General features: G+C 71.2%; 10 protein-coding genes. 9 read left to right on the top strand and 1 reads right to left on the bottom strand.

All coding sequences use genetic code 11. From position 1 onward, the window contains the following. Positions 1–105 precede the first annotated feature (105 nt). Positions 106–2,832 carry a DNA polymerase I gene (polA, locus tag AQJ30_RS11280; RefSeq protein ID WP_067231996.1) on the bottom strand — a complete coding sequence of 909 codons (2,727 nt, stop codon included), beginning with the start codon at positions 2,830–2,832 and terminating at the stop codon, positions 106–108. A 231-nt stretch (positions 2,833–3,063) separates the two neighbouring features. On the opposite strand from polA, the gene AQJ30_RS11275 reads away from it, so the two are divergent. The 9 genes from AQJ30_RS11275 to AQJ30_RS11235 all read left to right on the top strand — a co-directional run bounded on the left by AQJ30_RS11275 (position 3,064) and on the right by AQJ30_RS11235 (position 13,105). Then, positions 3,064–5,343 carry an FdhF/YdeP family oxidoreductase gene (locus tag AQJ30_RS11275; RefSeq protein WP_067231994.1) on the top strand — a complete coding sequence of 760 codons (2,280 nt, stop codon included), beginning with the start codon at positions 3,064–3,066 and terminating at the stop codon, positions 5,341–5,343. Positions 5,344–5,410: 67 nt separating this feature from the next. Continuing rightward, positions 5,411–5,887, top strand: coding sequence for a hotdog fold thioesterase (locus tag AQJ30_RS11270; protein ID WP_067232676.1), 477 nt, complete (start codon positions 5,411–5,413; stop codon positions 5,885–5,887). A 132-nt stretch (positions 5,888–6,019) separates the two neighbouring features. Further along, positions 6,020–6,454 carry a hypothetical protein gene (locus tag AQJ30_RS11265; protein WP_245726889.1) on the top strand — a complete coding sequence of 145 codons (435 nt, stop codon included), beginning with the start codon at positions 6,020–6,022 and terminating at the stop codon, positions 6,452–6,454. Continuing rightward, positions 6,451–7,074, top strand: coding sequence for a hypothetical protein (locus tag AQJ30_RS11260; RefSeq protein WP_067231991.1), 624 nt, complete (start codon positions 6,451–6,453; stop codon positions 7,072–7,074). The genes AQJ30_RS11265 and AQJ30_RS11260 overlap by 4 nt, the downstream gene beginning before the upstream one ends. A gap of 289 nt (positions 7,075–7,363) precedes the next feature. Next, entirely contained in the window at positions 7,364–8,590 is a 1,227-nt protein-coding gene (locus tag AQJ30_RS11255) for a branched-chain amino acid ABC transporter substrate-binding protein (protein ID WP_067231989.1), read from the top strand. A 120-nt stretch (positions 8,591–8,710) separates the two neighbouring features. Next, complete coding sequence (locus AQJ30_RS11250; protein WP_067231986.1) at positions 8,711–9,643, top strand: branched-chain amino acid ABC transporter permease; 933 nt, start codon at positions 8,711–8,713, stop codon at positions 9,641–9,643. 5 nt (positions 9,644–9,648) lie between these two features. Then, a complete protein-coding gene (locus tag AQJ30_RS11245) occupies positions 9,649–11,475 on the top strand; it encodes a branched-chain amino acid ABC transporter permease (protein ID WP_067231985.1) in 1,827 nt (608 codons plus the stop codon). Between the two features lie 5 nt (positions 11,476–11,480). After that, on the top strand, positions 11,481–12,392 hold the full coding sequence (locus AQJ30_RS11240; protein WP_067231984.1) for an ABC transporter ATP-binding protein: 912 nt from the start codon (positions 11,481–11,483) through the stop codon (positions 12,390–12,392). Continuing rightward, on the top strand, positions 12,389–13,105 hold the full coding sequence (locus tag AQJ30_RS11235) for an ABC transporter ATP-binding protein (RefSeq protein ID WP_067231983.1): 717 nt from the start codon (positions 12,389–12,391) through the stop codon (positions 13,103–13,105). The genes AQJ30_RS11240 and AQJ30_RS11235 overlap by 4 nt, the downstream gene beginning before the upstream one ends. Positions 13,106–13,129 lie beyond the last annotated feature (24 nt).

Below are 13,129 nucleotides of genomic sequence, written 5' to 3'. Positions count from 1 at the left end.
CCGGGTGAGGACGAGGGCGGGGTGCGGGCCCCAGCCCTCCTCGCAGGGCCCGCGCGCCGCCCTCACCGGCGCCCCACGGCTCACCTCGGCCGTACGGCCGGCTTCCTAGTGGGCCGCCGACTCCCAGTCCGGGCCCGCGCCCACCGAGACGTCCAGCGGGGCCCGCAGGGTGACCGCGGTGGACATCTCCCGGCGGACCAGCTCCTCGACCCGCTCGCGCTCGCCGGGAGCGATCTCCAGGACGATTTCGTCGTGCACCTGGAGGAGCATCCGGGAGGCGAGGCCGGCCTCGCGCAGGGCCTCGTCCACCTTGAGCATGGCGATCTTGACGATGTCCGCGGCGGTGCCCTGGATCGGCGCGTTCAGCGCCATGCGCTCGGCGGCCTCGCGGCGCTGGCGGTTGTCGCTGTTGAGGTCGGGCAGGTAGCGGCGGCGGCCGAAGAGGGTCGCCGTGTAGCCCGTGGCCCGGGCCTCGTCCACCGCGCGGCGCAGGTAGTCCCGCACGCCGCCGAAGCGCTCGAAGTAGGCGTCCATGAGGGCGCGGGCCTCCGCCGCCTCGATGTTCAGCTGCTGGGACAGGCCGAACGCCGACAGCCCGTACGCCAGGCCGTACGACATGGCCTTGATCTTGCGGCGCATCTCCGCGTCGACCGCGGAGCGCTCCACGCCGAACACCTGGGAGGCGGCCGTGGTGTGCAGGTCCTCCCCGGAGGTGAACGCCTCGATCAGGCCCGCGTCCTCGGAGAGGTGGGCCATCACGCGCAGCTCGATCTGGCTGTAGTCGGCCGTCATCAGGGACTCGAAGCCCTCGCCCACGACGAACCCGCGGCGGATCGCGCGGCCCTCGTCGGTGCGGACCGGGATGTTCTGCAGGTTGGGGTCCGTCGAGGACAGCCGGCCGGTGGCGGCGACGGTCTGGTTGAACGTGGTGTGGATGCGGCCGTCGGTCGCGATCGTCTTGATCAGGCCCTCGACGGTGACGCGCAGCTTCGCCTGCTCCCGGTGGCGGAGCATGATCACCGGCAGTTCGTTGTCCGTCTGGCCGGCGAGCCAGGCGAGGGCGTCGGCGTCCGTGGTGTACCCGGTCTTGGTCTTCTTCGTCTTGGGCAGGCCCAGCTCGCCGAAGAGGACCTCCTGGAGCTGCTTGGGCGAGCCCAGGTTGAACTCGTGTCCGGCGGCCGCGTGGGCCTCCTTCACGGCCTGCTGGACGGCGCCCGCGAACATCTGCTCCATGGCCTCCAGGTGGGCGCGGTCGGCGGCGATGCCGTGCCGCTCCATGCGCGCGAGGAGTGCGGAGGTGGGCAGCTCCACGTCGCGCAGCAGGTCGGCCGCGCCGACCTCGTCCAGACGGCCGCGGAAGGCGTCGCCGAGGTCGTGGACCGCGCGGGCCTGCACCATGAGCGCCTCGGCCTCGGCGCCGTCGTCCGTGCCGAAGGCCAGCTGGCCGTCGGCCGTGGCGGCGGGGGCCAGCTCGCGGTTGAGGTACTCCAGGGACAGCGCGTCCAGGTCGAAGGAGCGGCGGCCCGGCTTGACCAGGTACGCGGCGAGGGCGGTGTCCATGGAGACGCCGGCGATGCTCCAGCCGTGCTCGGCGAAGACCCGCATGGCGCTCTTGACGTCGTGGAAGACCTTGGGCCGCTCCGGGTCGGCCAGCCAGGCCGCCCACGCGCGCTCGTCGGCCTCGTCGAGCTCGGCGGGGTCGAACCAGGCGGCCGCTCCCCCGCCCGCGGCGAGCGCGACCTCGGCGACCGAGCCGGTGCCCAGCGCCCAGGTGTCGACGGTGGCCACGCCGAGGGGCTGCCCGGCGTGCTCGGTGAGCCAGCCGGCCAGCTCGCCGGTGCCGAGGACCGTGCCGTCGAGCTCCACGCCGGCCAGCACGACCGGGGCCTCCTCGGCCTGATCGGCGCCCGGGTCGACGGCGAGCAGGCGCTCGCGCAGCGACGGGTTGCGGATCTCCAGGGTGTCCAGCACCATCGCGACCGCCTTGCGGTCGTACGGCGCGCGCTCCAGGTCGGCGACGGTGCGGTCCAGCTCGACCTGGCGCTCCAGCTCGGTGAGGCGGCGGTTGAGCTTGACCGACTCCAGGTGGTCGCGGAGGTTCTGGCCGGCCTTGCCCTTGACCTCGTCGACGCGCTCGACCAGCTCGGCGAAGGAGCCGAACTGGTTGATCCACTTGGCGGCGGTCTTCTCGCCGACGCCGGGGATGCCGGGGAGGTTGTCGGACGGGTCGCCGCGCAGGGCCGCGAAGTCGGGGTACTGCGCGGGCGTCAACCCGTACTTCTCGAAAACCTTCTCCGGGGTGAAGCGGGTCAGCTCCGACACGCCCTTGGTCGGGTAGAGCACCGTGGTGTGCTCGGAGACCAGTTGGAAGGAGTCTCGGTCGCCGGTGACGATCAGCACGTCGAAGCCCTCGGCCTCCGCCCGGGTGGCGAGGGTGGCGATGATGTCGTCCGCCTCGAACCCCTCGACGGCGAAGCGCTGGGCGTGCATCGCGTCGAGCAGCTCGCCGATCAGCTCGACCTGGCCCCGGAACTCGTCCGGGGTCTTGGAGCGGTTGGCCTTGTACTCGGTGAACTCCTCGGAGCGCCACGTCTTGCGCGAGACGTCGAAGGCGACGGCGAAGTGCGTGGGCGCCTCGTCACGCAGCGTGTTCGCCAGCATCGACGCGAAGCCGTAGATCGCGTTGGTCGGCTGGCCCGTCGCGGTGGTGAAGTTCTCCGCGGGCAGCGCGAAGAACGCGCGGTAGGCCAGCGAGTGCCCGTCCATGAGCATCAGGCGGGGCCGGCTGCCGCCGGGGGTCGTCTCGGTCTTCTTCGATGCTGTGTCTGCCACGCCCCCGATCCTGCCACGCCCCACTGACACCAGCGGCCGTCGGCTCGACCGGGGCCGGTGACGGGAGGGCGGCGGCAGAAGGCGGCGGGGCGCCGGACGGGACGCACCCCGGAGCGGTGACGGTGGGTGCCGGTGCCGGTGCCCGCTGTCGTACCCGGCGCCCCTCCCTGTCGGTCGTGCGTGCGAGGATCGGGGCGGAAGTCCGTCGGTGTGCGCGAAGGAGAGTGCGCGATGGCAACGAAGCCGCCCCAGGCCGATCCGGTGCAGGACGCGCCGCAGGTCGCCGGACCGCAGCACGCCGCGGCCGGGCTGGCCGCCATCGGGCACACCCTGCGCGCCGCCCAGCGGCAGATGGGCGTCCGGCGCACGATGCTGACCCTGCTGAACGTCAACCAGAAGGACGGCTTCGACTGCCCGGGCTGCGCCTGGCCCGAGCCGGACCACCGGCACACGGCGGAGTTCTGCGAGAACGGCGCGAAGGCGGTCGCCGAGGAGGCCACCCTGCGCCGGGTCACGCCGGAGTTCTTCGCCGCGCACCCGGTCGCCGACCTGGCGGGCCGCAGCGGCTACTGGCTGGGGCAGCAGGGCCGCCTGACCCACCCGATGTACCTGCCCGAGGGCGCCGACCACTACGAACCGGTCACCTGGGAGCGGGCGTTCGACATCGTCGCCGAGGAGATCGCCGCCCTCGCCTCCCCCGACGAGGCCGTCTTCTACACCTCGGGCCGCACCAGCAACGAGGCCGCGTTCCTCTACCAGCTCTTCGCGCGCGAGCTGGGCACGAACAACCTGCCGGACTGCTCCAACATGTGCCACGAGTCGTCCGGTTCGGCGCTGAACGAGACGATCGGCATCGGCAAGGGCAGCGTCCTGCTGGAGGACCTGCACCGGGCCGACCTGATCATCGTGGCGGGCCAGAACCCGGGCACCAACCACCCCCGCATGCTGACCGCGCTGGAGGAGGCCAAGGCGAACGGCGCGCGGATCATCAGCGTCAACCCGCTGCCGGAGGCGGGCCTGGAGCGGTTCAAGAACCCGCAGACGGCCAAGGGGCTCACCGCGGGCGCCGCGCTCACCGACCTGTTCCTGCAGATCCGCATCGGCGGCGACCAGGCCCTGTTCCGCCTCCTGAACAAGCTGGTCCTCGAGACGGAGGGCGCGGTCGACGAGGAGTTCGTCCGCGAGCACACCCACGGCTTCGAGGAGTTCGCCGCGGCGGCCCGCGCCGCCGACTGGGACGACACCCTCCGGGCGACCGGCCTCACGCGCGCGGAGATCGAGCGGGCCCTCGGCATGGTCCTCGCGTCGCAGCGCACCATCGTCTGCTGGGCCATGGGCCTAACCCAGCACAAGCATGCGGTGCCGACGATCCGGGAGGTGGTCAACTTCCTGCTGCTGCGCGGCAACATCGGCCGCCCGGGCGCGGGCGTGTGCCCGGTGCGCGGCCACTCCAACGTGCAGGGCGACCGCACGATGGGCATCTTCGAGCGGCCCGCCCCGGCGTTCCTGGACGCCCTGGAGGAGGAGTTCGGCTTCGCCCCGCCGCGCGCGCACGGCTACGACGTGGTGCGCGCCATCCGCGCCCTGCGCGACGGCGAGGCGAAGGTGTTCTTCGCGATGGGCGGCAACTTCGTCTCCGCCTCCCCCGACACGGAGGTCACCGAGGCGGCCATGCGGCGGGCGCGGCTGACGGTGCACGTGTCGACGAAGCTGAACCGCTCGCACGTCGTCACGGGCGCGCGGGCGCTGATCCTGCCCACCCTCGGCCGCACCGAGCGCGACGTGCAGGACGGCGGCGAGCAGTTCGTGACCGTCGAGGACTCGATGGGCATGGTGCACGCCTCCCGGGGCCGGCTGGAACCGGCGAGCAGGCACCTGCTGTCGGAGCCGGCCATCGTGTGCCGGCTCGCGCGGCGGGTCCTCGGCGGGCGCAGCGTCGTGCCGTGGGAGGAGTTCGAGCGGGACTACGCCACGGTCCGGGACCGCATCGCGCGCGTGGTCCCCGGCTTCGCGGACTTCAACGCGCGCGTGGCGCGGCCCGGCGGCTTCGCGCTGCCGCACGCCCCGCGCGACGAGCGCCGCTTCCCGACGGCGACCGGCAAGGCCAACTTCACGGCGGCGCCGGTCGAGTACCCGGAGCTGCCCGAGGGCCGGCTGCTGCTGCAGACGCTGCGCTCGCACGACCAGTACAACACCACGATCTACGGCCTGGACGACCGCTACCGGGGCATCCGGGGCGGCCGCCGCGTCGTCCTGGTCAACGCGGAGGACGCGCGGGCGCTGGGCGTGGCGGACGGGGCGTACGTGGACCTGGTGAGCGAGTGGAAGGACGGGGTGGAGCGGCGGGCGCCGGGCTTCCGGGTCGTGCTCTACCCGACGGCACGGGGCTGTGCGGCGGCCTACTACCCGGAGACGAACGTCCTGGTGCCGCTGGACGCCACCGCGGACACCAGCAACACCCCGGCCAGCAAGTCCGTCGTGGTGCGTCTGGAACAATCGGCCACCGACTGAGCGTTTGCTCAGGCGGCGCCGGCCGGCGCTGCCCGTCCTGTACGACGACGAACGGAGCCCGGGCACCATGGGTGAGCAGCAGCACGTGAAGTTCCCGCAAGAGGTCATCGACGAGTACGCCGCGCTCGGCGTGGACCTGCACGCGATGTTCTCCGCCGGGCACCTGGGCACGCGCATGGGCGTGCAGATCCTCGAGGCCTCCGCCGAGCGCGTGGTCGGCACGATGCCGGTCGAGGGCAACACCCAGCCGTACGGGCTGCTGCACGGCGGGGCCTCGGCGGTGCTGGCCGAGACCCTCGGCTCCGTCGGGTCGATGCTGCACGGCGGCAGCTCCAAGATCGCCGTGGGCGTGGACCTGAACTGCACGCACCACCGCGGGGTCCGCTCGGGCCTGGTGACCGGTGTGGCCTCGCCCGTGCACCGGGGGCGGTCCACGGCCACGTACGAGGTCGTGATCAGCGACGAGGAGGGGCGGCGGGTGTGCACCGCGCGGCTCACCTGTCTGCTGCGCGACGTGCGCACGGGCCAGGACGCCAACGGCTGACACCCCTCCGCCGGAGCGTGCCCCGCAGCCGGGCACCTGCGCCCCCTCCCCAGTTGCCCCCGCCCACCCTCCCCGCTGCTCCCGCCCGCCTCCCCGTTGCCCCCGCCCCGCCCCTCCCCCTAGCGTCGGGCCATGGCAACGCGAAGGCTCCGGCCGGGGTCCGGGCACCTCGGGGCAGCACTGCTGGCAGGCGCCCTGGCCGGCGCCCTGGCGACCGGCTGCGGCGCCCCGGCGGACCCGGCGGACCCCGGAGCGGACGGCGCGGACCGCGCGCACACCACCGCACCGGCCGCCGCCTCCTCCTCGGTTCCCCCCGAGGACCTGTGCACGCGCGTGGTCGCCCACTGGTCCCGCGAGGTCCTCGACGGCACCACGTACGGTGACTACCAGTCGATGGGCCTGTCCAACGGGCAGTACGAGATCCTGCGCGACGTCGTGGACGAAGCCCGCGCCGAGAAGGGGCGCGCCGGCGCCGCGGCGGCCGACGCACTGATCGACCGCCGGGCCCGCGAGGGGTGTGTCGCCTGGTACCGCTCCGGCGGTCCGGGCGAGGGCCCCTGGCAGTGAACGCCATCGGCCCGGTCGAACCCGGCGAGGGCACGGCCGTCCCCCGGCCCGCGGGACGACGTCCCGGCACCGGCCGCGACCGGCGCCCAACTGCCCTGCGACGGAGGCCCCTTGCCGCGGCCCTGACCGCCGCCCTCCTGCTCGCCGCCGGCGTCTGCCTCTACGCGACGCGCCCCGACGTCCCGTCCCCCGCACCGCCCACCCCGCCCGCGCCGTCCCAACTGCCCTTCCCTGCCCAGGTGGTGGACGTGACGTTCGTCGGGCCGCACGCCCCGCCGCCCGGCGCCGCACCCCAATTCTTCGCGTTCGAGCTGCTGTTGAGCGTCGACGCGGGTCCGGAGGTGACCGTGACCCGGGTGTCGCAGCCGTACGCCGGGATGTCCGTGGCCACCGCCCCGCGCACGCCCTTCCGGACCCGAGCGGGCGCCGCCCGCACGATCGTGATCACCCTGCATGTCACGGAATGCGAAACCGTGCCGGAAAACGACGGACTTCCTTTCCTCGACGTAACTCTACGTAATACGCGCGCAATACAAGAGCAGAGTTTCATCCTGGGGCCGCGGTATGCGCACGCCCTCTCCCGGGCCCTGCAGGTAGCCTGCAGCAACGATTCCGGGTAATCACCAAAACAGCCGAGACGCCTGATCGGGAAACGGCGCGTCCTGCGGGTTCTCAGCATGCGGACAGGGCGAATCGGCCGGAATTCCGCTGTTCCACCCCCTCAGTACCGCTCTGCATTACCTCGTGTCATAACAAGAGCGTCACAGCCTTGGTCAGGGTCTCCTCCACCTTCCCTTCACGCGCCTAGAGTCACGCCCAGTCACCGCGAGGTCGGATCGTCACTTCGACCCAGCGCTCGACTCGGCCTCTTCCAGGGGGAGGAGGCCGTGCCAGGGAAAGGACTGGATCGTGCGTCAACGTTCGCTCATCGCCATCACCGCCGCGCTGGCAGCGGGAGCACTCACCCTCACCGCCTGCGGCTCGCGCGACAGTGGCGACAAGGGTTCCGACTCCGGGGGGACCACGGTGGTCATCGGTGTCGACGCCCCGCTGACCGGTGACCTGTCCGCGCTGGGCCTCGGCATCAAGAACTCGGTCGACCTCGCCGCCAAGACGGCCAACAAGAAGAACTACGTCGACGGCGTCAAGTTCGAGATCAAGGCCCTCGACGACCAGGCGCAGCCCTCCTCGGGCCAGCAGAACGCCTCCACCCTCGTCGCCGACAAGGACGTCCTGGGTGTCGTCGGTCCGCTGAACTCCTCCGTGGCCGAGTCCATGCAGAAGGTCTTCGACGACGCCAAGCTCGTCCAGATATCCCCGGCCAACACCGGCCCGGCCCTGACCCAGGGCGCCAACTGGCAGACCAAGAAGGAACGCCAGTACAAGTCGTACTTCCGCACGGCGACCACGGACGCCATCCAGGGTCCGTTCGCGGCGCAGTACGTCTTCAACGACGCCAAGAAGAAGAAGGTCTTCGTCATCGACGACAAGAAGACCTACGGCGCGGGCCTGGCCTCGACGTTCACCGCCGAGTTCAAGAAGATCGGCGGCCAGGTCGTCGGCACCGACCACATCGACCCGGACACCAAGGACTTCTCCGCGGTGGCCACCAAGGTCAAGAACTCGGGCGCCGACGTCGTCTACTACGGCGGCGAGTACCCGCAGGCCGGCCCGCTCAGCAAGCAGATCAAGGCCAGCGGCGCCAAGATCCCGGTGGTCGGCGGCGACGGCATCTACGACCCGACGTTCATCAAGCTCGCCGGGGCCAACTCCGCCGGTGACCTCGCCACCTCCGTCGGCGCCCCGGTCGAGACGCTCGCCTCGGCCAAGCAGTTCGTGGCCGACTACAAGGCGGGCGGCTACAAGGAGGAGTACGCGGCCTACGGCGGTTACTCCTACGACGCCGCCTGGGCGATCATCGAGGGCGTGAAGAAGGCCGTCGAGGACAACGACGGCAAGCTCCCGGACGACGCCCGCGCCAAGGTCACGGCCGCCGTCCAGAACGTCTCCTTCGACGGCGTGACCGGCAAGGTCTCCTTCGACGAGTTCGGTGACGCCACCAACAAGCAGCTCACCGTCTACGCGGTCGAGAACGGTGCCTGGAAGGCGGTCAAGTCCGGCACCTTCACCGGCTGACCCACCCCGCACCACGCAGAACCACAGAGCCGCGCGGGGCGCTGCACCACTGGCGCCCCGCGCGGACTCGCATCCGGTTCCATCCGTCGAACATATCCGAACCGTCTCGGAGGACATGCGGTGAACGAACTGCCGCAGCAGCTGGTCAACGGCCTGCTACTGGGATCCATGTACGGGCTGGTCGCCATCGGCTACACGATGGTCTATGGCATCGTCCAGCTCATCAACTTCGCCCATGGCGAGATCTTCATGATCGGAGGGTTCGGCGCCCTCACGGTCTACCTGTACGTGTTGCCCGACGGAACATCGATGTGGGTGGCCCTGCCGCTGATGCTCGTCGGGGCCGTCATCGCCGCCGTCCTGGTCGCCGTAGGAGCGGAACGATTCGCCTACCGGCCGCTGCGCACCGCTCCGCGCCTGGCCCCGCTGATCACCGCGATCGGCCTCTCCCTGGCGCTCCAGCAGGCGGTCTGGGCCTGGTACCCCGGCGCCAAGGAGTCCATCAACTTCCCGGAGATCGCCGGCGGGCCCTTCGAGATCGGCAGCGTCACCATCCAGACCGGTGACGTCTTCCTGATCGTCGCCGCCCCGATCAGCATGGCGATCCTCGCGTACTTCGTCATGAAGACCCGCACCGGCCGCGGCATGCAGGCCACCGCGCAGGACCCCGACACCGCCAAGCTGATGGGCATCAACACCGACCGCATCATCGTGGTCGCCTTCGCCCTCGGTGCCGCGTTCGCCGCGGTCGGCGCCGTCGCCTACGGCCTGAAGTACGGCCAGGTGCAGTTCCGCATGGGCTTCATCCTCGGTCTGAAGGCCTTCACCGCCGCGGTCCTCGGCGGCATCGGCAACATCTACGGCGCGATGATCGGCGGGCTGGTCCTCGGCCTCGCCGAGACGATGGCCACCGCCTACATCGCCGACATCCCCGGCTTCGACCAGCTCGGCGGCCAGTCCTGGGCCAACGTCTGGGCCTTCGTACTCCTCATCCTCGTGCTGCTGTTCAGGCCCCAGGGCCTGCTCGGCGAGCGCGTGGCGGACAGGGCGTGATACCGATGACGACGCAGACCACCGCTCCGCTCAGCCCCAGTGCGCCCGTCGAGGGCGCCCCCAAGGGCTTCATCGGCCTCCCCGCCACCGTCGGCCGCGCCCTCGCCACGGGCGGCAGCGCCCTGGCCGTGGTCTCCACCTTCCTCGCGTGGACGTGGACCTCCGAGTACCCCGGCGACCTCACCGTCTACGGCTACCCGGGCGGCCTGCAGGTCCTGGTCCTCATCGGCGGCCTGCTCAGCGTCCTGCTCGGGCTCGCCTCGTACGGCCTGTGGGGCCTCGGCCGGCTCTTCCCCGGCTCCGCCGACGCCGCGCTGAAGCTCGCCGTCCTCGGCACGTTCGCGACGGCCTGGTACACGGTCGTCGACATCAGCGCCGAACTGGGCGGTGTCGTCAACCTCGAACCGGGCGCCTACGTCGTCGCCCTCGCCACCCTGGTCGCCCTCGTCGGTGTCCTCGCCCTGCCCTTCACCTGGCCGGAGCCCGAGCCCATCGACCCCGAGGACACGTCCTGGGAGCAGTTCAAGCACCACCGGCGCCAGAACTGGGCCGTCGTCAAGGCCTCCGTGGCCGCCAAGAGCCCCGGCCCGGCCCCCCAGCGGCCCGCCTTCGTCGACATCCTGGTCATCGTCGCCGTCATGGCGGTCGGCCTGATCGTCTTCACGTACGGCATCGGCACCGAGTACGACCAGCAGTTCATCGGCTTCCTGATCATCGTCGGCTTCGGCTTCGGAGCCCTCGCCAAGGCCGGGCTCGTGGCCCGGGTCTCGGCGATCACAGCCCGGCACCGCACCCTCACCATGATCAGCGCCTTCGTGGCCGCGGCGCTGTTCCCCTTCACCCAGTCCGACGACCAGTACGCGACGATCGGCGTCTACATCCTGATCTTCGCCACCGTCGCCCTCGGCCTGAACATCGTCGTCGGCCTCGCCGGCCTCCTCGACCTGGGTTACGTCGCCTTCCTCGGCGTCGGTGCCTACACCTCCGCCCTGGTCTCCGGGTCGCCCTCGTCCCCGCTGCACGTGCAGTGGCCGTTCTGGGCGTCGGCGCTGTGCGGTGCCGTGGTCGCCATGATCTTCGGCGTCATCATCGGTGCCCCGACGCTCCGGCTGCGCGGCGACTACCTGGCCATCGTCACCCTCGGCTTCGGTGAGATCTTCCGCATCACCGTGCTGAACATGGACGGCACCTCCGGCCCGGACGTCACCAACGGCTCGAACGGCATCTCGTCCATCCCGAACCTGGACATCCTCGGCTTCGACTTCGGCCAGGAACACACGATCCTCGGCTTCACGCTGGCGCGCTTCGCCAACTACTTCCTGCTGATGCTGCTGATCACGCTGATCGTGGTCGTGGTCTTCCGGCGCAGCAGCGACTCGCGCATCGGCCGGGCCTGGATCGCCATCCGCGAGGACGAGACGGCGGCCCTCGCCATGGGCATCAACGGCTTCCGCGTGAAGCTGATCGCGTTCGCCCTCGGCGCCTGCCTGGCCGGCCTCGCCGGTTCGGTCCAGGCGCACGTCACCTACACCGTGACGCCGGAGCAGTACCAGTTCGCCCACGTCGTGCCGCCCAACTCGGCCTTCCTGCTGGCGGCCGTCGTGCTCGGCGGCATGGGCACCATCTCCGGCCCGCTCGTCGGTGCCGCGCTGCTCTACCTGATCCCGGCCAAGCTCCAGTTCCTCGGCAACTACCAGCTCCTCGCCTTCGGTCTCGCGCTCGTCCTGCTGATGCGGTTCCGTCCGGAAGGCCTCATCCCCAACCGCCGCCGCCAGCTGGAATTCCACGAAGAGACGGAAGCACCCGCCGTCCTCACCAAGGCAGGGGCCTGACCACCATGACCACCGACACCACCACCAGGGACACCGCACCCGGCGCCGCCGTGCCCGGCGAGACCGTCCTCGACGCCCGCGGCGTGACCATGCGCTTCGGCGGCCTCACCGCCGTGCGCAACGTCGACCTCACCGTCAACGCCGGTGAGATCGTCGGGCTCATCGGCCCCAACGGCGCGGGCAAGACGACCTTCTTCAACTGCCTGACCGGCCTGTACATCCCCACCGAGGGCGAGGTCCGCTACAAGGGCGCCGTCCTGCCGCCGAAGTCCTTCAAGGTGACCGCGGCCGGCATCGCCCGGACCTTCCAGAACATCCGTCTGTTCGCGAACATGACGGTCCTGGAGAACGTCCTCGTCGGCCGGCACACCCGCACCAAGGAGGGGCTCTGGTCCGCCCTGCTGCGGGGCCCCGGCTTCCACCGGGCCGAGGCCGCCTCCCGCGCCCGCGCCATGGAGCTCCTGGAGTTCGTGGGGCTCGCGGGCAAGGCGGAGCACCTGGCCCGCAACCTGCCCTACGGCGAGCAGCGCAAGCTGGAGATCGCCCGCGCCCTGGCCAGCGAGCCGGGCCTGCTCCTGCTGGACGAGCCCACCGCGGGCATGAACCCGCAGGAGACCCGGGCCACCGAGGAACTGGTCTTCGCGATCCGCGACATGGGCATCGCGGTGCTCGTCATCGAGCACGACATGCGGTTCATCTTCAACCTGTGCGACCGCGTCGCCGTGCTCGTCCAGGGCCAGAAGCTCGTCGAGGGCGACAGCGCCACCGTCCAGGGCGACGAGCGGGTCGTCGCCGCGTACCTCGGTGAGCCCTTCGAGAACGACCCCGGCGTGGCCGAGGTCGCCGAGGTCGAGGCCGCCGAGGCGCAGGCCGACACCGTGACGGACGCCGTGCCCGGCAAGGAGAACGACCGATGACCGCACTGCTCGAAGTCGAGGACCTGCGGGTCGCCTACGGCAAGATCGAGGCCGTCAAGGGCATCTCGTTCAAGGTCGAGGCCGGTGAGGTGGTCACCCTCATCGGCACCAACGGCGCGGGCAAGACCACGACCCTGCGCACCCTCTCCGGCCTGCTCAAGCCGGTCGGCGGGCAGATCCGCTTCGAGGGCCGTTCGCTGAAGAAGGTGCCCCCGCACCAGATCGTGTCGCTGGGCCTCGCCCACTCCCCCGAGGGGCGGCACATCTTCCCGCGCATGACGATCGAGGACAACCTGCGCCTCGGCGCGTTCCTGCGCAACGACAAGCCGGGCATCGAGAAGGACATCCAGCGCGCCTACGACCTGTTCCCGATCCTCGGCGAACGGCGCCGGCAGGCCGCGGGCACCCTCTCGGGCGGTGAGCAGCAGATGCTGGCCATGGGGCGCGCCCTGATGTCCCAGCCCAAGCTGCTGATGCTGGACGAGCCGTCCATGGGCCTGTCGCCGATCATGATGCAGAAGATCATGGCGACGATCGCCGAGCTGAAGTCCGGCGGCACGACGATCCTGCTGGTCGAGCAGAACGCCCAGGCCGCCCTGTCGCTGGCCGACCACGGCCACGTCATGGAGGTCGGCAGCATCGTCCTGTCCGGCACGGGCCGGGACCTGCTGCACGACGAGTCGGTCCGCAAGGCCTACCTGGGCGAGGACTGACCCGACACGACGAGGCCCGCGTCC

The organism is Streptomyces longwoodensis (assembly GCF_001514125.1).
GTDB lineage: Bacteria > Actinomycetota > Actinomycetes > Streptomycetales > Streptomycetaceae > Streptomyces > Streptomyces longwoodensis.
Note: the sequence above shows the minus strand (reverse complement) of the source record. Positions and strands in the feature narration are given on the sequence as shown.